Source organism: Agromyces italicus DSM 16388 (assembly GCF_000421545.1).
Lineage (GTDB): Bacteria > Actinomycetota > Actinomycetes > Actinomycetales > Microbacteriaceae > Agromyces > Agromyces italicus.
Genome location: NZ_ATXF01000004.1, coordinates 198,350 through 221,433, shown reverse-complemented (window position 1 = coordinate 221,433; position 23,084 = coordinate 198,350). Strand labels below are relative to the sequence as shown.

At 69.7% G+C, this 23,084-nt stretch carries 26 protein-coding genes and 2 tRNA genes; 12 read left to right on the top strand and 16 right to left on the bottom strand.

The genetic code is table 11. From position 1 onward, the window contains the following. Nucleotides 1–101 precede the first annotated feature (101 nt). Genes H516_RS0101450 through dut form a run of 3 tightly spaced genes read right to left on the bottom strand, consistent with a single transcriptional unit; the run spans nt 102 to nt 1,962 of the window. Nucleotides 102–884, bottom strand: coding sequence for a DUF3159 domain-containing protein (locus H516_RS0101450; RefSeq protein ID WP_022887951.1), 783 nt, complete (start codon nt 882–884; stop codon nt 102–104). Nucleotides 885–886: 2 nt separating this feature from the next. Further along, complete coding sequence (locus tag H516_RS0101445) at nt 887–1,507, bottom strand: DUF3710 domain-containing protein (protein WP_022887950.1); 621 nt, start codon at nt 1,505–1,507, stop codon at nt 887–889. Beyond that, nucleotides 1,504–1,962 carry a dUTP diphosphatase gene (gene dut, locus H516_RS0101440; protein WP_026378290.1) on the bottom strand — a complete coding sequence of 153 codons (459 nt, stop codon included), beginning with the start codon at nt 1,960–1,962 and terminating at the stop codon, nt 1,504–1,506. The genes H516_RS0101445 and dut overlap by 4 nt, the downstream gene beginning before the upstream one ends. 212 nt (nt 1,963–2,174) lie before the next feature. On the opposite strand from dut, the gene H516_RS0101435 reads away from it, so the two are divergent. Then, a complete protein-coding gene (locus tag H516_RS0101435) occupies nt 2,175–2,639 on the top strand; it encodes a DUF3093 domain-containing protein (protein ID WP_022887948.1) in 465 nt (154 codons plus the stop codon). On the opposite strand, the gene H516_RS0101430 is transcribed toward H516_RS0101435, so the two are convergent. Both H516_RS0101430 and H516_RS22595 read right to left on the bottom strand, forming a co-directional pair. Then, on the bottom strand, nt 2,636–2,929 hold the full coding sequence (locus tag H516_RS0101430; RefSeq protein ID WP_026378289.1) for a DUF4193 domain-containing protein: 294 nt from the start codon (nt 2,927–2,929) through the stop codon (nt 2,636–2,638). The two genes, H516_RS0101435 and H516_RS0101430, sit on opposite strands and share 4 nt — an antisense overlap. Before the next feature lie 48 nt (nt 2,930–2,977). Then, entirely contained in the window at nt 2,978–3,256 is a 279-nt protein-coding gene (locus tag H516_RS22595) for a hypothetical protein (RefSeq protein WP_245561715.1), read from the bottom strand. On the opposite strand from H516_RS22595, the gene sepH reads away from it, so the two are divergent. Next, nucleotides 3,164–4,219: a septation protein SepH gene (sepH, locus tag H516_RS0101425; RefSeq protein WP_245561705.1), complete on the top strand. Its 1,056-nt coding sequence runs from the start codon at nt 3,164–3,166 to the stop codon at nt 4,217–4,219. The genes H516_RS22595 and sepH overlap by 93 nt on opposite strands. Before the next feature lie 175 nt (nt 4,220–4,394). Then, on the top strand, nt 4,395–4,712 hold the full coding sequence (locus tag H516_RS0101420; RefSeq protein ID WP_022887945.1) for a hypothetical protein: 318 nt from the start codon (nt 4,395–4,397) through the stop codon (nt 4,710–4,712). Between the two features lie 50 nt (nt 4,713–4,762). Here H516_RS0101420 and clpX read toward each other — a convergent pair whose 3' ends face one another. From clpX to H516_RS0101385, 7 genes are all read right to left on the bottom strand, one after another. Further along, nucleotides 4,763–6,040, bottom strand: a complete 1,278-nt coding sequence (gene clpX / locus H516_RS0101415; RefSeq protein ID WP_022887944.1) for an ATP-dependent Clp protease ATP-binding subunit ClpX — start codon at nt 6,038–6,040, stop codon at nt 4,763–4,765. A gap of 34 nt (nt 6,041–6,074) precedes the next feature. Further along, nucleotides 6,075–6,914, bottom strand: a complete 840-nt coding sequence (locus tag H516_RS17675; RefSeq protein WP_022887943.1) for an AAA family ATPase — start codon at nt 6,912–6,914, stop codon at nt 6,075–6,077. A 9-nt stretch (nt 6,915–6,923) separates the two neighbouring features. Beyond that, nucleotides 6,924–7,592 carry an ATP-dependent Clp protease proteolytic subunit gene (locus H516_RS0101405; protein WP_022887942.1) on the bottom strand — a complete coding sequence of 223 codons (669 nt, stop codon included), beginning with the start codon at nt 7,590–7,592 and terminating at the stop codon, nt 6,924–6,926. Between the two features lie 25 nt (nt 7,593–7,617). Further along, on the bottom strand, nt 7,618–8,202 hold the full coding sequence (locus H516_RS0101400) for an ATP-dependent Clp protease proteolytic subunit (protein ID WP_022887941.1): 585 nt from the start codon (nt 8,200–8,202) through the stop codon (nt 7,618–7,620). 73 nt (nt 8,203–8,275) lie between these two features. Next, nucleotides 8,276–8,767 carry a tetratricopeptide repeat protein gene (locus H516_RS0101395; protein ID WP_026378287.1) on the bottom strand — a complete coding sequence of 164 codons (492 nt, stop codon included), beginning with the start codon at nt 8,765–8,767 and terminating at the stop codon, nt 8,276–8,278. Between the two features lie 83 nt (nt 8,768–8,850). After that, nucleotides 8,851–10,311, bottom strand: coding sequence for a trigger factor (tig, locus tag H516_RS0101390; RefSeq protein WP_022887940.1), 1,461 nt, complete (start codon nt 10,309–10,311; stop codon nt 8,851–8,853). A gap of 49 nt (nt 10,312–10,360) precedes the next feature. After that, nucleotides 10,361–10,434 (bottom strand) — tRNA-Pro (locus tag H516_RS0101385). A 177-nt stretch (nt 10,435–10,611) separates the two neighbouring features. On the opposite strand from H516_RS0101385, the gene H516_RS0101380 reads away from it, so the two are divergent. Together H516_RS0101380 and H516_RS0101375 are read left to right on the top strand one after the other, a co-directional pair. Then, complete coding sequence (locus tag H516_RS0101380; protein ID WP_022887939.1) at nt 10,612–14,358, top strand: SCO7613 C-terminal domain-containing membrane protein; 3,747 nt, start codon at nt 10,612–10,614, stop codon at nt 14,356–14,358. 67 nt (nt 14,359–14,425) lie between these two features. After that, a tRNA-Gly gene (locus H516_RS0101375) sits at nt 14,426–14,496 on the top strand. A gap of 17 nt (nt 14,497–14,513) precedes the next feature. Here H516_RS0101375 and H516_RS21065 read toward each other — a convergent pair. Next, the gene (locus H516_RS21065) at nt 14,514–15,737 is read right to left on the bottom strand and encodes a site-specific integrase (RefSeq protein WP_022887938.1); all 1,224 of its coding nucleotides are present in this window, start codon (nt 15,735–15,737) and stop codon (nt 14,514–14,516) included. Then, nucleotides 15,734–16,273, bottom strand: a complete 540-nt coding sequence (locus tag H516_RS0101365) for a hypothetical protein (RefSeq protein ID WP_157432108.1) — start codon at nt 16,271–16,273, stop codon at nt 15,734–15,736. The genes H516_RS21065 and H516_RS0101365 overlap by 4 nt, the downstream gene beginning before the upstream one ends. Nucleotides 16,274–16,404: 131 nt before the next feature. Between H516_RS0101365 and H516_RS0101360 the strand changes: the two genes are divergently transcribed. The 6 genes from H516_RS0101360 to H516_RS0101325 all read left to right on the top strand — a co-directional run bounded on the left by H516_RS0101360 (nt 16,405) and on the right by H516_RS0101325 (nt 20,769). Then, nucleotides 16,405–16,623, top strand: coding sequence for a hypothetical protein (locus tag H516_RS0101360; protein WP_022887936.1), 219 nt, complete (start codon nt 16,405–16,407; stop codon nt 16,621–16,623). Between the two features lie 3 nt (nt 16,624–16,626). After that, nucleotides 16,627–17,523, top strand: coding sequence for a bifunctional DNA primase/polymerase (locus H516_RS0101355; RefSeq protein WP_022887935.1), 897 nt, complete (start codon nt 16,627–16,629; stop codon nt 17,521–17,523). After that, nucleotides 17,520–18,929: a hypothetical protein gene (locus H516_RS17665; protein WP_022887934.1), complete on the top strand. Its 1,410-nt coding sequence runs from the start codon at nt 17,520–17,522 to the stop codon at nt 18,927–18,929. Before H516_RS0101355 ends, H516_RS17665 begins: the two co-directional genes overlap by 4 nt. Beyond that, nucleotides 18,926–19,258, top strand: coding sequence for a hypothetical protein (locus tag H516_RS0101345; protein ID WP_033196665.1), 333 nt, complete (start codon nt 18,926–18,928; stop codon nt 19,256–19,258). The genes H516_RS17665 and H516_RS0101345 overlap by 4 nt, the downstream gene beginning before the upstream one ends. Before the next feature lie 381 nt (nt 19,259–19,639). Then, the gene (locus H516_RS0101330; RefSeq protein ID WP_022887930.1) at nt 19,640–20,599 is read left to right on the top strand and encodes a hypothetical protein; all 960 of its coding nucleotides are present in this window, start codon (nt 19,640–19,642) and stop codon (nt 20,597–20,599) included. Beyond that, a complete protein-coding gene (locus tag H516_RS0101325) occupies nt 20,587–20,769 on the top strand; it encodes a hypothetical protein (protein WP_022887929.1) in 183 nt (60 codons plus the stop codon). Before H516_RS0101330 ends, H516_RS0101325 begins: the two co-directional genes overlap by 13 nt. A gap of 73 nt (nt 20,770–20,842) precedes the next feature. On the opposite strand, the gene H516_RS0101320 is transcribed toward H516_RS0101325, so the two are convergent. Both H516_RS0101320 and H516_RS0101315 read right to left on the bottom strand, forming a co-directional pair. Continuing rightward, entirely contained in the window at nt 20,843–21,295 is a 453-nt protein-coding gene (locus H516_RS0101320; protein ID WP_033196664.1) for a hypothetical protein, read from the bottom strand. 718 nt (nt 21,296–22,013) lie between these two features. Then, nucleotides 22,014–22,409 (bottom strand): SHOCT domain-containing protein, encoded by a 396-nt coding sequence (locus H516_RS0101315; RefSeq protein ID WP_022887927.1) that lies wholly within the window; start codon nt 22,407–22,409, stop codon nt 22,014–22,016. Between the two features lie 167 nt (nt 22,410–22,576). Between H516_RS0101315 and H516_RS0101310 the strand changes: the two genes are divergently transcribed. Next, nucleotides 22,577–23,065, top strand: coding sequence for a Dps family protein (locus H516_RS0101310; protein ID WP_026378286.1), 489 nt, complete (start codon nt 22,577–22,579; stop codon nt 23,063–23,065). Nucleotides 23,066–23,084: the final 19 nt, after the last annotated feature.

Sequence of the window (23,084 nt, the reverse complement as noted above, 5' to 3'; positions counted from 1 at the left end):
CGTCAGACATGGGGCGGTACCAGCAAGGGTAACCTAAGCCGATCGCCCGCCGACAGGCCTCGCACCTCGTGCGAATTTATCTTGACGTCGAGATAACTCTATCACTCGCCGGAGCGCGACGAAGACGGGTGGACGGCGCGCACCACGAGCCAGGAGAAGACGAGCACGAGCGCATAGAGCGGCACGCCCATGAGCAGCCGGAAAGCACCGAGGGCTTCGACGTTGCCCGCGAAATAGAACGGGAGCTGAACGGCGAGCCGGGCGACGAACAGGCCGATCCAGACGAGTGTCAGGAATTGGGCCGCGCGGTACTTGCGGCGATCCTTGCGCCATGCGAGACCATCGCCCATGAGGAATCCGACGATGAGCCCGATCGCAGGCCACCGAACGAACAACGAGATCAGCAGGGCGAGCGCGTACGCGGCGTTCGTGAAGAAGCCGAGCACGTAGTTGTCCTCGGCGCGCCCGGTCCAGAGTGCGAGCGCGGCGGACGCGAGCACGCCCACGAGCCCCGCGATCGCCTGGGTCGCCTGGCCCTTCACGATGAGCCGTGCGATCGTGAACACCACCGCAAGACCGACCGACGCGCCGAGCGCCGGCACGAGGGCCGCCTGCGCCTCGTAGCCCGCGAAGCTCGTCAGCGAACTGTAGACGACGAGGAAGACGAGGCCGGGCAGCAGCGCCTCGAGGATGCCCCGAACACCGCCGACCGCTCCGAGCAGGTCGCGCCCGCTCAGCTGTTCATCGCGTGCGAGCGCGCCGAGGCCGCTCTTCTCGGCAGCGGCGGCGAGCTGACGGCCGAACTCGGCCGCATCGGCGTCGGCACTGTCCGGGGCATCCTGCCCGTCGTCATCGGGGCGTGCCGCCCCCGGTGCAGCCGACACCGCTACGCCGTCGGAGCGCCCGCGGAGGACGCGGGCATTCGCAGCGGAATCAGGTCGCGGGGCGGCATCGGCGTCGCACCGCGCACCACCACGATCGAGCGGAAGAGATCTTCGACCTGCGACGCCGCCGCGGGATCGACCGCCGCCTGCCCTGCGATGACGCCGCGCAGGAACCAGCGGGGGCCGTCGACGCCGATGAAGCGGGCGAGACGCATCTGACCCTGCTGCCCCTCGCCGGCCGCCACGGGGATCTGCGCGAGCAGTTCGGGTCCGAAGGTTCCCTCGCGCACGGTGGTCGTGCCACCCTGACGAGCGATCTGCTCGGCGATCTGCGAACGGATCTCGTGCCAGAGCCCGCTCGAACGCGGTGCGGCGAACGGCTGCACCTGCAGCGTCGAGTTCGCATAGTCGAGGCCGATGGCCACGACGCGCTTGGTGCCCTCCTCGACCTCGAGACGGAGATGCAGGCCCTCTCGGGGCAGGACCTTCACGCCGCCGAGATCGACGTACGGACGGACCGGGTTGGCCTCCGACTCGTCGAAGGGGCCCGCGCTCGCCCGATCGTCGGGTGCGGACTTGGGCTGGTCGACGACCGCGCCCTCGGTGTTCTCGATGTCGCTCACGCGCTCACTCCTGACTTGAGCTCCCCGAATCCCGTGGAGCCGAATCCACCCTCGCCGCGCAGACTGCCCGGGAGTTGCTCGACCTCGACGAAGCGCGCCCGGCTGACGGGCATGACGACGACCTGGGCGATGCGGTCGCCGGCCTCGATCGTGTACGACTCACGCGCGTCGGTGTTGAGCAGGGCGACCTTGATCTCGCCGCGATACCCCGCATCCACCGTTCCCGGCGCGTTCACGATCGTGATGCCGTGCTTGAATGCGAGGCCCGACCGCGGGACGACGAACGCCACGTAGCCCTCGGGCAACGCGATCGAGACGCCAGTGGCGACGGTCGCGCGCTCCCCCGGATCGAGGACGACGGACTCCGCGGCATGGAGGTCGGCGCCGGCGTCGCCCTCGTGGGCGTAGCTCGGGATGCGTTCAGCGGTGATCAGCACATCGACGGCATCGGTCACGGTTCGCGGGTAGTGCAGAAGTCCGTGCGCGAGCGCCGCCCGGGTCACCGACCCACTCGATCACCGGGGAGTGCAGAAGTCCGTGCGCGAGCGCCGCCCGGGTCACCGACCCACTCGATCACCGGGGAGTGCAGAAGTCCGTGCGCGAGCGCCGCCCGGGTCACCGACCCACTCGATCACCGGGGAGTGCAGAAGTCTGATCTGATAGAGCCATGCCCGATTACCACGAGAGACTCTGGCCCACGCCGTGGATCTACATCGCCAGCCTGCTGCTCATCCCCGCGAGCATCCTCGTGCTGGCGCCCGTCTCGCTGCCCGCCGGCATCGCCACGGGGGTGATCCTCTACCTCGCGTCCGTGGGCGCATTGACACTCACCTCGCCCACCGTCGAGGTTCGCGACGGCCGGTTCCGCGCCGGACGCGCCGAGATCGGGGTCGGGCAGCTCGGCGAGGCGGTTGCGGCCGACGAGGTCGCCGCCCGCATCGAGCGCGGAACCGGGCTCGACGCCCGTGCGTTCCTCGTCATCCGCGGGTGGGTGCGACCGGTCGTGCGGGTGCCGATCATGGACCCGGCGGACCCCACGCCCTACTGGCTCGTCTCGAGCCGACGGCCGAAAGAACTGGCCGCCGCGATCAACGGATCACGACGGCCTGAAAGTGAGCAGCGCAGCGTCTAGGACGCGCACTCCAGGCAGATCGGCCCGAGCTTCGTCTCGTGGTCGATCTGCGAACGGTGCTTGACCAGGAAGCAGTTCACACAGGTGAACTCGTCGGCCTGGGGCGGAAGCACGACGACATCGAGTTCGACGTCCGAGAGGTCTGCACCGGAGAGGTCGAATCCTCCGGGGTTGTCGGCATCATCGACATCCACCACTCCCGACATCTTGTCGGGGACGCGTTCCTTGAGGGCCTCGATCGACTCCGAGTCGTCTTCGGTCTTCCGCGGGGCGTCGTAATCCGTTGCCATTCCCATCCATTTCCTCATGCGCCGAAGATTCGGCGGCCATAGTCTGCATCAAAACGGGTACGTAAGCAAACCCTCTGCACACCCGTTCGGCGATGCACCGTGCTCAACTTCCGCCGCGCCCGCGCTATTCCCGCGAGCATCGGCGGCGACGTGGCATCCTTGGGCGGAGACGAAAGCACGGAAGGGCTTGTCGCGATGCAGGAACTCAAGGTAATCGGGGTCGAGAACGGCGCGTTGCTCGCTGCCTCCGACGATGGCGCGCGCTTCCGGATCGAGATCGACGAGGTGCTCCAGTCGCGGATCCGGCAGGCTCAACCCGAGCAGCACAGCGGGCCCAAACCCTCGCCACGGGAAGTGCAGGCGCACATTCGTGCAGGGATGTCCGCCGAGGAGGTCGCGGAGGTCACGGGCGCGTCGGTCGACTACATCCGGCGATTCGAGGGTCCAGTGCTCGCGGAGCGCGAACACGTCGTCACTTCGGCACTCGCCGTACCCGTCAATCTCGGCGTCGAGGCGGAGCCCGCCGACGAACCCGCCACCTTCGGCGCCGTGATCCGCGACCGGCTCGCGAAGCTCGGCGCCCAGGGCGAGCGATGGGCCAGCTGGAAGGACGAGGAACGCGGTTGGATCGTCAAGCTCGAGTTCACCGCCGACACGATCGATCACGATGCGCGCTGGACGTTCGAGCCGCGCAAGCAGTCGTTGCAGCCGCTGAACTCCGAGGCGGTCACGCTCTCGCAGCAGGGCGAACTCAAGGGCGGGCTCATTCCCCGGCTGCGTGCCGTCGGGCCGGATTCCGATGAGTCGAGGTTCGACAGCGGAGCCTTCACCTTCGAGGAACTCGACCACGACGTCAACGACACGGCTCCCCATCTCGAGCCGCTCCCCTACGCTCGCACTTCGCAGACGTCGAGCCCCGCCGTCGCGCGTGCCGCGATCAAGCGCGCCGACGAACCGAAGCAATCTCTCGGCGAGACGGCTGACCTGCTCGAGGCGCTGCGACGGCGTCGCGGTGAACGCGAATCGGCGATCGTCGAGAACGAGTCGCCGCGGCCTGCACCCACCCCTGCCACGCCACCTGCACCGGTCGCCCCTGCCGCGGCCGTCGAGGCGCAGCCCGAACTCTCCGCCGACGATCAGCCCGGCGCAGGGGCCCGCAGCATCTGGGGCAAGGTCGCGTCCCCCTCGGGCAGCAACGGCGCAGCTCGGGCCCAGAAGAAGGGCCGCGCGTCGATGCCCAGTTGGGACGAGATCGTGTTCGGCGCTCGGACCGACGACGACCTGGCCTGAGTCCGCCGGAGTCCCTCGTACGACGGCCCGAGCAGCGCTTCGCTGCTCGGGCCGTCGTCCGTTCTCGGGTTCGATCCGAGTGCGAGCCTCCTCGCGCCCGGATGCCTCCTCCCCGCCCCGTCGCCTCGGATCGAGCAGTTCGTGGCACGATGGTAGGATTCGAACACATATTCGAATGACGGTCGAATCGGAGGGTGCCGTGCCGCAACTGCATGAACCCGTCGAACTGTGGACGGACGACGCCGGAACACCGCTGCGTCTCGTCTGGCGGTCGCGCCGGTTCCGGGTCAGCGATACCCCGACCGCACTCGTGGGGGCGTGCGAGTGGTGGCGCCCCTTCGCCGAGCACGACGTCTCCCCGGGCCGGCTACCGCTCGAGATCTCAGGGTGGCGGTTCCAAGCGGGCACGGCCGACGGCGAGACCCACGTGTTCGACGTCGAGCACGCATCGGGCTCCGACGCTCGGTGGCACGTCGTGCGCGTCTTCGATTGACCCAGAGATCCCGGCGACCCGAGACGGGATGGAGGGCGGACTCTCTCGTTCTACGCCGACTTCTCGGCCCGGCGCGGCTTGTGCGGCACGATCGTCGGAGCCGCGTTGTCGAGCACTGCGGCCTTGGTCACGACCACCCGAGCAACACCCGTCGAGGACGGCACCTCGAACATGATCGGTCCGAGCACCTCCTCCATGATCGCGCGAAGGCCGCGGGCACCCGTCTGGCGGAGCACCGCGAGGTCGGCGATCGCCTCGAGTGCGGCCTGCTCGAAGTCGAGCTCGACGCCGTCGAGCTCGAACATGCGCTGGTACTGCTTGACGAGGGCGTTCTTCGGCTCGGTGAGGATCTCCATCAGCGCCTCCTGGTCGAGCGGCGTCACCGTCGCCACGACCGGAAGCCTGCCGATGAACTCGGGGATGAGTCCGAACTTGTGCAGGTCTTCGGGGAGGACCTCGCTGAAGATGTCGGCCTCGTCCTCCTTGTTGTGCAGGGGGGCGCCGAACCCGATGCCGCGCTTGCCCGCGCGCGAGGAGATGATGTCTTCGAGCCCGGCGAAGGCGCCGGCCACGATGAACAGCACGTTCGTCGTGTCGATCTGGATGAACTCCTGGTGGGGGTGCTTGCGACCGCCCTGCGGCGGCACCGAGGCGACCGTGCCCTCCAGGATCTTCAACAGCGCCTGCTGCACGCCCTCGCCCGAGACGTCTCGCGTGATCGACGGATTCTCGGCCTTGCGGGCGATCTTGTCGACCTCGTCGATGTAGATGATGCCGGTCTCGGCTCGCTTGACGTCGTAGTCGGCGGCCTGGATGAGCTTCAGCAGGATGTTCTCGACATCTTCGCCGACGTAGCCCGCCTCGGTGAGCGCCGTCGCATCGGCGACCGCGAACGGCACGTTGAGCTGCTTCGCGAGCGTCTGGGCGAGGTAGGTCTTGCCGCAGCCCGTCGGACCGATCAGCAGGATGTTCGACTTCGCGATCTCGACGTCGTCGTGGGCACGATCGGCGGTCGTCAGCGTCGCCTTCGCACGCACGCGCTTGTAGTGGTTGTAGACCGCGACGGCGAGCGCCTTCTTCGCGGCCTCCTGCCCGATCACATACTCTTCGAGGAAGCCGAAGATCTCTTTCGGCTTCGGCAACTCGAACTCGCCTGCCTCGGTGTCGCCCGCTTCAGCCAGGCGCTCCTCGATGATCTCGTTGCAGAGTTCGACGCACTCGTCGCAGATGTAGACGCCGGGTCCGGCGATGAGCTGCTGGACCTGCTTCTGGCTCTTTCCGCAGAAGGAGCACTTCAGCAGATCGGCGCTCTCTCCGATGCGTGCCATCGAAACCCTCCCTGTCGACGAGTCTGTTCCGAGCCTAGCCCGAGTTCCGGCGGTTGCGGCGTAGCCCGGGCGATTCGACACGCCACCGGGTTCGCCCGCCGCGAACCCGGTGCGCTCCGTCGATGAGATGACGCAGGTAGCGACGTGGGTCGTCGAGGTACGAGCGCCAGTGGGCGACGAGTTCGAGGTCCTCCCAGTTCGCCTCCCGGATGCCCCACTCCCCCAGCTCGAGGATGGTCGCGCCGGGGACGGAGGCGAGGATCGGCGAGTGGGTCGCGCAGACGACCTGCGTGCCGCGGGCGACCATGCGGTCGAGCGCCGCGATCCATCCGAGGATCGACGAGAACGACAGCGCCGCCTCGGGTTCGTCGAGGCACACGAGCCCGGCCACGAAGTCGGGGTGGTCGAGCTTGTTGCCGAGCAGATCGTTGAACGACTCGCCGTGGCTCAGCGAGTGCAGGTGCCGATCGGGGCTGTCGGGCAGGTCTTCGAGGTAGCTGTAGTAGCCGTGCATCGTCTCGGCCCTGAGGAAGAACCCCCATCGGGGCGCCCACGGGCTTCGCTCGACGCGCAACCACTCGCCGAGCGGCGATTCACTCGGGCGGGTCGCTCGGCCCCCATTGCTGCTGCCGCCCTCGGGCGGGAGCCCGTATGCGGTCGCGATGCCCTCGAGCAGGGTCGACTTGCCACTGCCGTTCTCGCCCACGAGGAAGGTGAGGCCGGGCATGAACTCGAGCCCTCGGTCTTCGATGAGCTGCGCGACCGCGGGGACCGTCGCCGGCCAGACGGCGGGATCGATCGACGCGTCCGCAGACAGCGAAACGCGGCGGATGGCGCGGCTGTCGTCCAGCCGGCCATCCGCCGCGTTCGTCACGCTGAAAGGCTACCGGGTGATCGCCGGCAGACTCTTGCGCGAGGTGAGCACCTGGTCGATGAGACCGTATTCGAGCGCCTCGGCAGCGGACAGGATCTTGTCGCGGTCGATGTCGGCATTGACCTGCTCGGGGGTGCGGTTGGAGTGACGCGACAGCGTCTCTTCGAGCCATCCGCGCATGCGCAGGATCTCGGCCGCCTGGATCTCGATGTCGCTCGCCTGGCCGTGCCCCGCCTCGCCCATGGCGGGCTGGTGGATGAGCACGCGCGCGTTCGGCAGCGCGAGGCGCTTGCCGGGCGTGCCGGCGGCGGCGATGACCGCAGCGGCGGAGGCCGCCTGGCCGAGCACGACGGTCTGGATCTGCGGACGGATGTACTGCATCGTGTCGTAGATCGCCGTCATGGCGGTGAACGAGCCACCGGGCGAGTTGATGTAGAGGATGATGTCGCGGTCGGGGTCCATCGACTCGAGCACCAGGAGCTGGGCCATGATGTCGTCGGCCGAGGCATCGTCGACCTGCACGCCGAGGAAGATGATGCGGTCCTCGAAGAGCTTCGCGTACGGGTCTTGACGCTTGTAGCCGTAGGCGGTGCGCTCCTCGAAGCTCGGCAGGATGTAGCGCGAGCCCGGTGCCTGCACGCCGTTGAAGGCGGTGCCACCGAAGGTGGGTACTGTCATTCGCTCGTTCTCTCTTCTCTCGTGCCTACGCCTGGGTTCCGCCGCCGCCGGCGACGTCGAGCGCCGACTCGCGGATGTGGTCGACGAAGCCGTACTCGAGCGCCTGCTGCGCATTGAACCAGCGGTCGCGGTCGCCGTCGGCGTTGATCTGCTCGACGGACTTGCCCGTCTGGGCCGCGGTGATCTCGGCGAGACGCTTCTTCATGTCGAGGATGAGCTGCGCCTGTGTCTGGATGTCGCTCGCGGTGCCGCCGAAGCCGCCGTGCGGCTGGTGCAGGAGCACTCGCGCGTTCGGCGTGATGTAGCGCTTGCCCTTCGTGCCCGCCGTGAGGAGGAGCTGCCCCATGGAGGCAGCCATGCCGATGCCGACCGTGACGATGTCGTTCGGCACGAACTGCATCGTGTCGTAGATCGCCATGCCGGCCGTGATCGAGCCACCGGGCGAGTTGATGTAGAGGTAGATGTCCTTCTTCGGATCCTCCGCGGCGAGCAGCAGAAGCTTCGCCGCGATCTCGTTCGCGTTGTCGTCGCGCACCTCGGAGCCAAGCCAGATGATGCGGTCCTTCAGCAGTCGATCGAAAACACCGGTGCCTGGTGTCGGTTCGGCCATGTGTCGCTCCGTTTCGGTTGTCGCGTTGAATCGAATCTATCCGGTGCAACGCGCGCGAACCGGGCTGTTCGCCCTAGGCGGATGCCGCGAGTTCCGCCGCGTAGGCGGCGAGCGAGATGCGGTAGCGCGGCAGATGGGGTGCGAGTGCGGCCAGGGCGTCGGATGCCGCATGGCGGGCGTCGCCCGCGTCGACCCGCGCCAGCGCACGGAACGCGACGACCGCGTCGCGCAGCTCGCCCGACTCGGGCTCGATCTGGTCGAGGAGCGCGATCGACTCGAGCGGCCGCCCGAGGTTGCGAACGGTGGAGGCGAGCTGGATGTATGCCTGCACGCGCTCCGAACCTGCGAGGCCGACCCCGATCGCGCGCCGATAGAGCGGTTCGGCCTCGCGCTCGAGCCCGGCCGAGTCGCGCGCGCCGGCCCGCTCGAAGAGCGCGAGCGGGTCGTGCTCATCGCGTTCGGCGGCCAGCGCGTCGATGCGCCGGATGACCTCGAGCTCGCCGAGCTCGTCGGCCCTGGACCACACCTCGTCGATCTGCCGCTGCCAGTCGCTCGTCTCGCTCATCCTGTCTCCCTCTGCCGACGGTCCCGGCCAAGACGAGAGGGCCGAGCGAGAACGCTCGACCCTCTCGTACTGCGATGCGGTGATTACTCCGCGTCGGCCTTCTTCGGCGCACGCTTGCGAGCCGGCTTCTTCTCTTCGGCAGGAGCCTCGGCGGCGTCCTCGGCCGGGGCATCGGCGGCGGCCTTCTTGGGAGCGCGCTTCTTCGCGGCGGGCTTCTTCTCCTCCGCGGGCGCCTCGGTGGCCTCCTCAGCGGCCTCGTCGTCGCCGCCCACGGCCGTGAACTCGGAGAGGTCGACGGCGTTGCCCGCGGCATCCGACACCTTGGTCTTGCCGAGCGCGATCGCGAGCGCCTTGTTGCGCGCGACCTCGCCGACCATGGCGGGGATCTGGCCCTGCTGGCTCAGGATCTGCACGAACTCGTTCGGGTCCATGCCGTACTGCGCCGCACCCTGCACGAGGTACTGGGTGAGCTCCTCCTGGCTGACCTGGACCTTCTCGGCCTCGGCGATCGCGTCGAGGAGGATCTGCGTCTTGAACGCCTTCTCGCTCGACTCGGCGACCTCGGCGCGGTGCACGTCGTCCTCGAGGCGGTTCTCGCCCTCGAGGTGACGGTGCACCTCGTCGTCGATGACGCCCTGCGCGACCGGCACGTCGGCGAGCTCGAGGAGCTTCTCGACGAGGAGGTCGCGGGCCTGGTTGCCCTGGCCGAAGACCTTGTTGCGACCGGCCTGCTCCTTGAGCGATGCGGTCAGTTCGGCGAGCGTGTCGAATTCGCTCGCGATCTGTGCGAAGTCGTCGTCGGCCTCGGGGAGTTCGCGCTCCTTGACCGCACCGACCGTCACGGTGATCTCGGCGGTCTCGCCCTCGTGGTCGCCGCCGAGCAGCTTCGAGGCGAAGGTGGTGGTCTCATCGGCGGAGAGCGTGTCGAGCGCCTCGTCGATGCCCTCGAGCAGTTCGCCCGAGCCGAGCTCGTACGAGATGCCGCTGGCGGTGTCGACCTCGGTGCCGTCGATCGTGGCGACGAGGTCGAGGGTCACGAAGTCGCCCGACTTGGCGGGGCGGTCGACCGTGATGAGCGTGCCGAAGCGGCTGCGCAGGCGGTCGAGCTCTTCGGCGACCTCGTCGTCGCCGACCTCGATCGAGTCGACGGTCAGCTCGAGGCCCTCGTAGGCCGGGATCTCGATCTCGGGACGAACGTCGACCTCGATGGCGAGCAGCAGCTCGCCCGAGAAGTCCTTGTCGCTCGGCCACTCGACGATGTCGGCCTCGGGGCGGCCCATGGGGCGCAGTTCGTGCTCGGCGACGGCGGCGCGGTAGAAGCCGTCGAGGCCCTCGTTGACCGCGTGCTCGAGCACGGCGGCCTTGCCGACCCGCTGGTCGATGATGGGCGGCGGCACCTTGCCCTTGCGGAAGCCGGGCACGTTGACCTGCTCGGCGATGTGCTCGTACGCGTGGGCGATGCTGGGCTTCAGCTCCTCGGGCGTCACCGAGATGGTGAGCTTGGCGCGAGTGGGGCTCAGCTTCTCAACCGAAGTGGTCGGCATGGGGAAGATCTCCTGTTGTGTGGAAGTTCGTGTCGAGTCGAGGAACTCGTCGGGGCGACAGGATTCGAACCTGCGACTTCCCGCTCCCAAAGCGGGCGCTCTACCAAGCTGAGCTACGCCCCGAGTCGCCGACTCAACTCGTCGATTCACCCGCACGGGCATGCCGAAGCACACGTCAGGCGGGTGGACCTCGGAAAGTCTACTGCACGCGCGGCGAGGGTTGCTGATCACCGCGCTCCGGCTCGGCGCGCCTGTGGAGCGATCACGCGATCCTCGCCGTGCGGCTGGCAGAGTGTCGCCATGACCGACCGACCGACCGCCGCTCCCGACGGAGTGCTGCGCTGGCCCGCCGACCCCGCGTTCTTCGTCGACACGACGCGCTGCCCCGCCTGCTTCGCCCTGCTTCCCTCCGCCCGATGCGCCGCATGCGGACTCGACCTCGGCGTGCCCGCCTCGGTCGAGCTGCTCGCGGTCGGCACCCGCCTCCACGCCGAGAGCGCGACGCGGGCCGAGCTCATCACGCGGATGCGTGCCGCGCAGGCGGCGGCAGTCGCGCGGCCGAGCGAGGCGCTGCCACCGACGGCGTCGCTCGCGTCCCGGTCCGGCACGACGACCGCGGTGATGGATGCCACGGCGCCGGCCACGGCCGTCACACCACCGGTGCCGGCGGTGCCGGTGGCGCCATCGCCCGGGTCGGCGACTCCGCCGGCGATCGGGCCCACGGCATCGGCTTCGCCCGTCGACGAGGCCCCGACCCGACCCGCGCGACGCTCCGGCGTCCAGGTCTTCCTGCTCGGGCTCGGTGTCGTGCTGCTCTCGATCACCGCGATCGTCTTCCTGTTCTACGCGTACCTCGTGGCGAACCTCGAGGTGCGTTCGATCATCACCGCCGCACTCAGCGTCGTGGTGCTCGGCGTCGCCTGGCTCGTCCGCGCCCGGCGGCTGCCCGGAACGGCCGAGGGGGTGGCAGCCGTGGCCGTCGTCCTCCTGCTGCTCGACGTCTGGATCGTGCGTGCGAACGACCTGTTCGGCACCGACGCGCTCGATGCCGCCGGCTACACGGGCGGCGCCCTCCTCGTCGTGGCTGCGGTGCTCGCGCTCGCGCGCCTCGCCACCGGCATCCGCACGACGGGCATCGCCGTCGCGGCGCTTCTGCCCGTCTCGGTCTACCTCCTCGCATCCCAGCTCGCCCCCGCGGGCGACTCGGTCACCGGGGTCTGGGCAGGTGCGATCGCCACGGCGTTGCTCGGCGCCGCTGCCCTCGCCCTTCCACCGCTCGTCGAACGCACGATCGTGCTCAGCGCGGGTTTCGCCGGAGGCGGGCTCGCGGTGTTGACCGCCGCGTGGACGATGCCCGAACTGGCATGGCATCCGCTCTGGGGCTTCCTCGGCGCCGCCGCGGCCTGGCTCCTCCTCGTCAGAGCGCTCGGCGCGCGGGCGGCCACCGTTCCCGAGGCGTGGCGCGTCGTCGCCGCCTCGGCGTTCGGGCTCAGCGCGGCGCTGGCGCCCGCGGTCACGATCGCCGTCGAGGCCGACCTGGGCACGGCGATCTGGCTCGCTCCAGCTGGAGCCGGGGCGGTGCTGTGCCTCCTCTCGCTCGCCCTCCGGCGCGTGGGCGTACGGCCCGGCCACGAGCTCGGCGCGGTCCTCAGCGGCGCGCTCGTGGCGGCGGGCTCGGCGGTGCCCGGGGCACTCGTCGGCATCGCCGCGATCGGTGCGCGTCTGCTCGGGGACGCCATCCCCGCCCCGGGCCTCAGGGTCGACGGTGCCCTCGGCCTCGACGCCGCCACCGAGCTCGGCGCAGTGCTCCTGCCGGTGGTCGTCGCCCTCGGCGGGGCGGCGACGCTCGCGATCCTCGGCCGCCTCCGCCGCTTCGTCGCGCTCCCGGCAGGCGCGGCACTCGCCGCGCTCGTCGTCGTCGGCGCGGTCGTCGACGCGCCGTGGGCCACCGCGTCGATCTGGCTCGCCGTCGCCCTCGGCGCACTCGTCTGGGCGGGATTCTCGCGTCACGCGACGGGCGGGCTGCTCGCGGTCGCCGCAGTCGCTGGAGTGACGGCCGCGATACTCGCCGAGCTGTTCGGCTTCACCGCGCCCGAGGTCTGGCCCGCGACGAGCGGCGGCGTGCTCGCGGCCGCCGTCGGCGGGCGCATCCTCTCGGGCCGCATCTGGGGTGCGCGGGCGAACGCGGCCGGGATCGTGCACGTCGTCATCGCGGCGCTGCTCACCGTCGCCGCCCTGGCTTCGCTCGTCTGGTGGCTCGAGTCGCGGGGCGTGCGGTTCGACGAGCCGGCGGCCGCACCGTGGCTGACGGTCGGCATCGGCGCCTCGCTGCTCGTCGGCATCGCCGGCGTCGTGCGTCTCGGCACCCGGGGCGACCGCACCGCGTTCACCGTCCCGCTGCTCGCGAGCGCCGTCGTGGCCGCGGGCGAGTTCGTCGTCGATCAACCGGATGCCACGTGGTCGTGGCTTCCGGCGACGCTGCTCGCCGTGGCATCCGCGTCATGGTTGCGCCCCTCGGCGCCGGCAGGACTGCGCATCGCCGTCGCCGCGATCGCCCCGCTCGCACTCGGTGCAGGCGGCGGACTGCTCGCGCTCGAGGCGGCCGGCCCCGAGGCGCTCGCCTACAGCCTCGCGGGCGCCGCCCTCGCGAGCGCCGGGCTCGCGCACGTGGTGTCGCGCGGCCCTGACGATGCCGCGGTGGTCGGCTGGTCCGCAGCGGTCGGCCTGCTCGGCCTCCTCACGGTCACGTCGGCGTTCTCGGGCGCGGGCGAACCCTGGCTGGTGTTCGCGATCCTCGCGCCGGTGCCCATCGTGCTCGCCGCGCTCGCGGGCGACCCGATCGGCGGCGAGAGCCCACTGCGCCACTTCTCCTGGCTGAGCGCCGTCCTCGCGGTCCTCGCGGTGTGGAGCCGCTTCCTCGGCGACGGCATCGACGAAGTGGAGGCGTACACGCTGCCGCTCGCGGCGGCGCTCATCGTGTGCGGGGCGCTCATCACTTGGCGCCGCGCACCTGCGACCCCGAGCGCGCGCGGCCGCACCGCGTTGTTCGCTGTCGCCGCTGCAGTCGCGGTGCTGCCGAGCGTCGCCTCGGCCGGGTCGTCCGAGCTGCGAACCATCGTGCTCGTCGCCGGGGGCACCGTGGTCGCCATCGCGGCCGGGTTCCTCCCGCAGATGGTGCGCGGCGTGCCCGTTCGCCTGCTCGCCGCGGCGACCGGGTGGGCGGCCGTCACGGGTGCAGCGCTCGTGCGCGGCATGACCGTCGCGCAGGCCGGTGGCGGCGGCCTGCCACCGGAGTTCTGGCCTGTCGTGGCACTCGCGACGGGCATCGTCGTCGCGGTCGTCTGGGCCCGGGCCGGCTCGCGACCCGCGTTCGTCGCGGCGACCGGTCTCGCCGCCTCGCTCGTCGCGGCCTCACTGCCGACGCTCTTCGCGATCGTCTACGACGACGCGTCGTCGCTGCGGGCGGCTGTGCTCGTCACCGTCGTGGGCGCCGCCCATGTCGTCGCTGCTGCCACGGGGGCGCGACCGATCGCCGGGCCGATCTTCGCGTGGACGACCCGCGGCATCCTCGTGCTCGGCGGCCTCATCGCACTCCTGAGCGCGACCGTCGACCCGTTCGATCTCGTCACCGCACCGGTCGGCCTCGCCTTCATCGCCGCAGGCGCGTTCGCGCTGCACCGCTCGCCCGAACTCGGCAGCTGGCCGGCGCTCGGAGCCGGTCTCGCGATTCTGCTGCTCCCCCCGCTCGCCGCCGACGCCCTCGACCCAGAACTCTGGCGGATCATCGCACTGGGCATCGTGTCGGCCCTGGCCCTGATCATCGGCGCGATGCGGCGAATGCAGGCGCCGTTCGTGCTCGGCGGCTCGGTGCTGCTCGTGCACGCGATCGTGCAGCTCTGGCCGGCGATCACCTGGCTGTACGAAGCCGTGTGGTGGTGGCTGTGGCTCGGCATCGCGGGCGTCGTGCTGGTGGTGCTCGCGGCCACCTACGAGCGCCAGCTGCGCCTCGCACGGACGACGATCGGTTCGATCGGAGCACTGCGCTGACGACGCGCCGTGCGCGAAGGTGCCGACGGCGTGTACTACGATGATCCAGTGCCCGCGAGCGGGCCGCGGGGATGTAGCTCAATGGTAGAGCCTCAGTCTTCCAAACTGATCACGCGGGTTCGATTCCCGTCATCCCCTCTCTGAGAAATCGCCGGTCAGCCCCGGATTCCGGCCCGACCGCCGAGTGCCGCGATGTCACGAGCTGGCCCGGAAATGTCACTAACGCTCCCGAGAGCACCCGCGAGAGCGTCGACCGCAGCGGCGGCTGCGACGGCGTTGGAATGGGCGTAGGTCGACAGCAGAGTGCGCACGTCGTGACCAAGAACGGCCGCGACCACGTGCGGCGGCTGACCTGCCTCGAGGAGCAGCGTGGCGACACTGTGACGCACGTCGTGCAACCTGATGCGCCGGAGCCCCGCGGCGTCGGCGACGGCGTAGAACGCGGCTGAGTAGTGGTCGGGCCGCATCGGCTCGCCCAGCTCGTCGAGCGCGATCAGCCGGCGGTCGATATCGATCGGGAGAGCGTCAACGAAGGTGCGCTCCCGCGTGATCCGCAGCGCCTCGATGACGGCCGCATGCAGAGGAACCTCGCGCCGACCGCGCGCGCTCTTCGGCGACCCCGCGATGACATCCGCGCCGACGGCGACGCGCGACTCCCTGATCACGATCACGCGGCGGTTCATGTCAATGTCGCCCCACCGGGCGCCGAGCACCTCGCCCCGGCGCATGCCGAGGGTCGAGAGGGCGAACGCACCCGCAAGCCGGTGATCGAGAGCAGCGTCGAGGAAGCGGCGCAGCTCGTCGGCCGACCACGTGGTGCGCTCGGTCGCCTCGGTGCGGGGTAGCTCGATACCCCGAGCGACGTTGCGGTTCACCGTGCCGCGCCGCACGGCGAGGTCGAGGGCCGCGGTCAACAACTGGATCGCGAGCTTCACCGAGCGGCCGGAGCGACCACCCTCGGCGCCCGAGCGGGTGCTGCTCAGGTGCCGCACGAGCTTGTCGACATCCTCGGGCCGCAGGCGCTGCACAGGCTTGTCGCCCATGAATGCCCGGATCGGCCGAAGGGCGCTCTCGTTCACGTACTTCGTGCTCGGCTTCCAGCGCACGCTCTTTGCTGCGATCCATGCGTCGAGCACGTCGTCGACCGTCGCCCGGTCGGGCTCGACGTAGTCGCCCGCGTGCACCTGAGCCCGAGCCTTCGCCTGCGCGGCGATCGCCTCGGCCTCGGTCTTGCACGTGATCGTCTGTTGCCGACGACGCACCCGGCCGTTCTCGTCGACGACCGGCGGTAGGTCGAGGCGGAACCGCCAACGCACCTCACCCGACTTGAGTACGACGCGCTGAATGCTGCTGCCACGCTGGCGGCGCTGCTCGGTCATTTCGTGTCCTCCTTCTTTGTCGTCGTCGTCGTGCTCCCCCGGCCCGGTGCACGGCCGGTGCGTGGATCGACACCCGGCCGATCCTTGCGCGCGTCGCGCGGGCGGTGCGGCGTGTAGGCCTTCGCCCGCGCCAGCTCGTCGCGATAGTCGTCGATGAGCCCGGCGTCTCGCGCCTGCGCGATCCACCGCTGACCCGTCGGCTCGGTGGTCTCGAATACCTCGGCGAGCAGCTCGCGCGGGGCGATGTCGTGCTCAAGCGCGAGGCGATAGACCCGGACTACGCGGGCGAGGTGCTCGCGTCTGCCGCCACGCGACGACGCCCGAGGGTCGCCGCCCTCGCTCGCGATCATCTGGGCCAAGCCGTGAAGTACTTCACCTTGGCGCACCGAATCGGCGACCCGGAGCACCGCGCCGAGCGGTAGCGCTCGCCATTCCCTCGTGGTCACTGTCTTGCCCGGCGGCGGCACGAGGGTGACCGCGCCGTCGGCGGTCCGCACCTCGACGGCCCATGCGGGCAGATCGCGGATGCCGGTCACCGTGACGCCGGCCGCGCTCGCCGTCGCTGTCATTTTCGTTCGCATGATCATCAGTGTGTCATCTGCGCATAGCTCTGTCAAACACATTTGCATAGCGTGAGAGACATAACAACACGTCGAGAGGAGACGACATGACGAACACCCGAAACGCGACCGCCGACGACGCGATGCAGGCTCTGTTGACGCAAACGACGATTACGCCCGACCAGGCGGCCCGAGTCGTCGGGCAGAGCGGGTACACGGTCCGGCTGGCGATCGAGCGCGGCGACATCGCCTCGATGCGGCTCGGCCGCAACATCCGCGTACTGAGCGCACCGCTCCGCCGCCAGCTCGGACTCGAGGAGGTCTGACCCATGCACTACAACGACAGCGCCCCCACCTCCCGGAGGAAGCAGGGGCACCCAGCAACACGAGTCTACGACTCCTCCGCCGCGCTCGTCGCGGAATTCGACGACCGCATCCGCCAGCACGATGCCGAGCTGCTCGTCAACTGGGCCATCATCCCGACGATCGGCGGCAAGCCTGCGCTCGGTACGACGTTCGATCTCGCGACCGCCCGCCCTGATGAGCGCGCCCGCCTCGGCGCCGAGTTCTTCCACGACGGATGGGGCGTCCGCCTCGACTGGTCCGACCTTCTCGTTTTGGATCTCGACGTCGGCCACCCCAACGGGCGCGACGGTATCAACGACGCGTGCGAGCTGTTCGGTGGCCACTCCCCGATGTCCAACATCTTCGCGACCACCCCGCGCGGCGGCATCCACCTGTATTACAGGGCGGAACCGCGCTTCGACCGCACGGAGATCGGGCTCAACGCCTTGTCCATCGACCTCCTCGCCGGTAAGCGCGTCGTTCCCTTCTGCGGACCGGGCCGCGAGCTTCGCGGATGGTGGCGGCAGGAATCCGTGGGCATAGTGCCGGACTACATGCGGCGAGTACTCGTCGACGTGCTGCCGCCGGAGCGCGCCGCCGTGCCGAGGTTCAGTGACATCAGGACTTCGGCGCCGCTCACCCGAGAGACCGCTCGGCGGCGCCTCGAGGGGCTCCTCGTCGCCGTACGCGGTGCCGAGGCCGGTACGCGGAATTCGACGCTAAATTGGGCCGCCTACAGGGCCGCCGAGATCGTGGCGGCCGGCGGTGACGAGCACGGCATTGCCGAGGCACTCGTCGACGCGGCACGCGACGCAGGTCTGCCGCCGTCGGAAGCGTGGGCGACCGTGCGGTCGGGACTCCGAGAGGGGGCCCAGCGATGAGGGAGATCAACGACCCCTTCGCGGGCATTCCGGACGCGGCAAGCGTGGGCCTCGAGGTGTTCGACACCCGGCCGATCCTCGGCCGGATCCGCGACCACGCCCGCGCTCGCCGTGTCGGTCCATGGGCCGTGCTCGGTGGGGTACTCGCCCGCGTGATCGCCGCGACACCACCGGATGTCGTGCTGCCGCCCGCCGTCGGCTCCTTCGGCTCGCTCAACCTCTTCGTCGGCATCGTCGCGCCCTCTGGCGGAGGAAAGGGCGCGAGCCAGTCTGCCGCGGCGGACTTTCTGAACTTCGGGAGCTTTCCGGCGTTCGACATCGTGAACATCGGGTCGGGAGAAGGCATACCTCACGCTTACGTGCGCCGGGCCGACGGGCAGGTCGAGCAGCACACGACGAACGTGTTGTTCGACGTCGCCGAGATCGATACCCTCGCCGCCCTCGCCAAGAGGCAGGGAGCCACCCTCCTCGGTGAACTCCGCAAGGTGTGGTCCGGTGAGGCCCTCGGGTTCCAGAACGCCGATGCCGCCCGACGTCTGCCCGTCGCGGCACACACCTACCGGGCCGCCCTCGTCGCCGGCATCCAGCCAGCACGAGCGGCCGGACTCCTCGACGACACCGACGGCGGCACGCCGCAGAGGTTCATCTGGCTCCCCGGCACCGACCCGGACGCACCGACGACACCGCCGCCCGCGCCCGAGCCGCTCGGCTGGACCCCGCCACCCTTCATGACGATCCCGACGAGAGGGAAGCACCGGGTCATCCCGGTGTGCCCGGCCGCGCTTGCCGAGATCGACGCCGCCCGCCTCGCACGGCTCCGCGGCGAGGGCCATGAACTCGATGCACACGCCGGTCTGGCTCGCCTCAAGATCGCCGCCGGCGTCGCGCTCCTCGAGCCGCGCGACGCCGTCTCGATCACCGAGGAGGACTGGCACCTTGCCGGGCTCGTCCTCGACCGGTCGAACGTGACCCGGGCGGAAGTCCGCGCCGATCTCGTACGAGCCGCCGCGAGGGCGAACACCGCGCGCGCCGAGTCGCGGGCCGCTGCAGAAATCATCGTGAACGAACGCGTTGACGATGCCGCCCGGAAGCGCGTAGCCAAGTGGATCTTGGCCCGCCTCGAGAGCGGCGAGGTCGGCCGCGCCGAGCTTCGCAAGGGGGCCAATTCGCGAGACCGCGGGAACGTCGACTACGCCCTCGATGACCTCGTCGCCGCGAGCGCGGTCGTCGCCGATACGTCGGGCGACGGCACCCGCTACCGACTCACCGACGCCGTGGACACGGGGCACAGGGGTGGACAGGTGGACAACGTGTCCACCCCCCAACTCGCCCGGAATTCCGCAGAAGTTCGGGGGTGGACAGCGCGTCCACCTGTCCACCCCACCCCCGAGGAGAAGACCGCATGAACGACCCGACCAGAGACGACCGAATGACCACCACCGCCCGATGGCTCGAGGCCGAGCTCGCCCGACTCGATCGCGAGTACGACGGCACCGTCGACGAGCTGACCGACTGTGAGCGCGCAACGCTCGAGGCGCTCGCCTCGAGGGCGAAGGCCGACGGCGCCGTCATCGCCACCCGCGCCGAGCTGGCGGTCGCGACCGGATGCTCGGTGGCCGACATCATCGCGGGCGAGCAGTGGCTGCGGTGGCGCGGTTCCCTCAATGCGAAGGCCTCGAGGAACAACCCGCGCGTCATGGTGTACCGGCTCCGCGGATGGGAGCGCGGCGCATGAAACCGACCCGAACCCGCCGTTTCCCGTCCGGCGCCATCCTGTGCGCCCTGCTCGCCTTCACGATCGCGACGATCACGCCCGTGATCGCCCGATGAACCGCAACACCCGATCGACCGAGGAGGTCAACGAAATGAACCACGAACCCGAAGTCCGCTGCAGCTACTGCGGCACGGGCGTGCCGGCGTCTGCCGCCGCGCTCGCCGCCGGCGGAAACCACCCTGAGTGCCGCTGGCCCGCACGTGCTCTGCTCGCCTCAGTCGGCGGGCCGACTGCCTCGGCGCACGCGCTCAGAGTCTGGCGAGCACGCCGAGCGCTCGATTCGATCGTGCGGTCGATCCGTCGGAACGGCGGCCGACGATGAGCCCGCGGAGCAGCCGCCAGATGCCCCAGAAGAGCCGCGAAGTTCTCGATCGGCTCCGCGACCTGCCCGAGGCGCTCTGTGCCGCCTGCGGGGCGCCTGTGGGCGCTGGCGATGGCATCACGGCCCCGGAGGGCGCTCCGGGGCGGGGCGACGCCTGGAGCAACTCCGCGCACGTCGATCACGACCGCGCCGATGTCGACCGGAAGGCCCGGGGGCTCACTCCGGTGCTCCGCTGGCAGCGCCGTCACGACGCCTGCCCGACGACCGGCACGACAGCTGTCAAGGTGCTGCTCGATCGCGACGACCTCACCGACGGCGAAGCCGAGGCGATCGCGGCGAGATACGTCGGCACCGTCAGGCGGGCGCTGCTCGCGTCGCGGCAGTTCTTCGGCCCCGATGCCCGCGACGCGCCCGGGCGGGCATGGCAGCACGTCGACCGTGCCGCACTCGCCGATGCCGCGAAGAAGGTGCTCGCCCGAAGCCGGGGCGCGCGGTGCTCCACGGGGCCGTGTGCGGCCTGCGGCGCCTCGCACAGCACGCGATGGTCGACGAGCCCGCTCAGGTGGTCGTCGGGTGGCCCCGCGAGCTTCTGCGGCTCGTGCGCGACGCACTGGGAGCAGGCCGGCAAGCCCTTCGACATCGACGAGATCCGATTCAGGGTCGGGCTGCGATCGCTCGCCGGATTCAACGGGTCGGCGCGACCCTACGGCGCCTTCGGTATCCGACTCGCGGTCGAAGTGCTCGGCGACGACGAGCGCGACGCGAAGCGCGACGCGTGGTCATTCCGGCCCGAGCAGCTCGCGGCCGTTCGTGAGCGAGTCTGGGCCGAGTTCCCGAAGTACGCGCCCCTCGACGAGCAGGCCGAGCGCCTCGCGGCGAAGGCGGAACGCGAGCGCGACGAACTGCGGGCCGCTCGCGCCGAGCAGGTCGCCGAGGAGGTCGCGCGCAACCCGTTCGTGTCGGAGTCGTGGGCATCGTGACCGTGCAGCAGCGGGCGGGGCTCGACCACCTTCTCGACCTCGCCGGGGATGCGCCCGAGGCGATCCGCCGCAGTGTCGAGATGATGCTCGGCGACGGTATGAGCTTCGCCGAGGTCGCCGACGTCGTGCTGATGCGATTCGAGGCCGAGCGGCTCGCGCTCGAGTCCTGAGCCACAACACGAACGCCCCCTTGCCCGGTTCCAGTCGGGTAGGGGGCGTTCGTCGTATCCCGACGGCTACCGCCTAGTGTTCGTCGGAATCCTCTTCGTCGTCGACGGGCTCGCCCCAGTCGCCCTCGAGCAGCTCGTCGTCGTCGCCCTGCGCCTCGAGTTCGAGCGGGTCGGCCTCGATCGGCGCGTTGACGCCCGACGCCTGCGCGACGAGGGCGAGCATGCGGGCGAATTCCTGCCCGGTCGGGTCGGTCAGCTCGAGCCGGGTCGGTGCGTCGAGACCGTCGAGAGCGGCTGCGCGCTGCGCGATCGCGACGCCTGCCCTGAGAGCGCCGGGTCGCTGCTCGGCGACGTCGATCGCGGCTTGCCACCAGAGGGCCTCGAGGCGTCCGCGCCAGAGGCCGCGCAACTCGGGGGCGTTCGGCTCGGGCAGCGTCGCGAAGTAGTTCTTGACGGCCCGGAGCGCCGTGGCCGCATCGTGATAGCCGACGATCTCGGCGACCTCGCCCCACGTCGAGCCGTTCACTCGGTGAGTCCACGCCTGCATCGCGCGCCGCGCAGCGTCGGCAGCCACCGCACGCTTGGATCGCGTACTACGCATTGGCAGCGAATTGGCATTCATCACGATTTCACCTTACGCAGCAATTGATTTCCGGCACAACTTGACACGTGCGCTACTCGCCTTGGCCGCTGTGGATTCCTACAAATGCCTTCCCTGCGCGCCAAACGTCCCATTGGGCCCGCGGGCGCGATTCTCCGGCGTTTTCAGAGCGCGAGCACCCGCAACTACCTGCGGGCTCCGTTCGGCGCTCAGCGGGGCGCCTACGGGCTCGGGGTCGAGAGCGGCTCAGGGTCGCGATTTCTCAGAGTGCGGTCGCGTACAGAGGCGGCTGTCGTAACACGGGCGGAAGCGCGCGACGAGTCGGCCCGGGTGGGGGGGGTTGTTTGCACAGTGCAATCGCTGGGCCCCGTGTCACGGCGATGTCACAAACCCGTGACAACGAATCACTACAGGTCGCTACAGGTTGCACCTCCTCCCCGCGCAGATACTGGGCAGTCGCTACAGGTCACAACAGGTCGATACGGTCTCCTCTTTCTTCCAAACTGATCACGCGGGTTCGATTCCCGTCATCCCCTCCGAAGAGCAGAAACTGAGACGGCCCGCGACAATGTCGCGGGCCGTCTTCGCATGAGCCGAGCAGCTCCTGCGGCAGCGGCGGCGCAGTTGCGCCGCCCCCACCGCCTCAGTACTTGTTGCCGAGCGCCTTGTTCTTCAGCGCGTCGAACTCGCCCTGCGTGATGGTGCCGGCATCGAGCAGCGCCTTCGCCTTGGCGATCTCGTCCATCGGGCTCGCGAACGAGACCGAACGGATGTATTCCTCGCTGTACTCCTGGGACTCCTTCTGCTTGCGCGCCGAGCGTTCGGCCATGCCGCCGCCGCGCGCGATCAGGTAGACGAGCGCGGTGATGAAGGGCACGAATACCAGGAAGATCAGCCAGACCGCCTTGAGCCACCCGTTCAGCGTGCGGTCGCGGAAGATGTCGATGACGATGTAGACCAATGCGAACAGGTACGCGAGGTACACGTAGATCCAGAACAGGAACCAGAACCAGTCCCAGATGGTGGCAAGGAAAGTCATAGCGCAGCGCCTCTCGATCGGATTGACCACAAACTATCGGTTCGCCGTGCCGCCGGGGAAGCATGACGCGCGGAGTCGAGCCCGGTCAGCCTTGCCTTCCCTTGCTTGAAATACCCGGGCATCTGCGTAGCGTTGAAGAAGACATCACTCCAGGGAAGGTGGACACGATGACCGACATCCAGACCGCACCGAAGACCGGATCGAACGCCGACGTCGCCGCAGGCGTCGCCCAGTACCTGACCCCCGTCGTCCACGAACTCGTGGCGCTCGCCGTCAACGGCAAGCAGGCCCACTGGCACGTTCGCGGCGCGAACTTCATCGCCGTCCACGAACTGCTCGACGAGGTCGTCGCCCACGCGCAGGATTGGTCGGATCTCGCGGCCGAGCGCGTCGTCGCCCTCGGACTGCCGATCGACGGCCGCCTCGGCACCGTCGCATCCAAGAGCGGCGCGAAGGATCCGAAGCTCGGATTCCTTCCGTACGACGAGGCGATCGCCGACGTCGTCACGCAGATCGACCTCGCGACCGAGAAGATCAACGCCGCGATCGAGGGACTCGGCGAGCTCGACCCGGCCAGCCAGGATGTCGTGATCGAGATCCGGAGAGGCCTCGACAAGGACCGCTGGTTCCTCTTCTCGCACATCGCCGTCAAATAGACGAAACGATGGCGGGCCG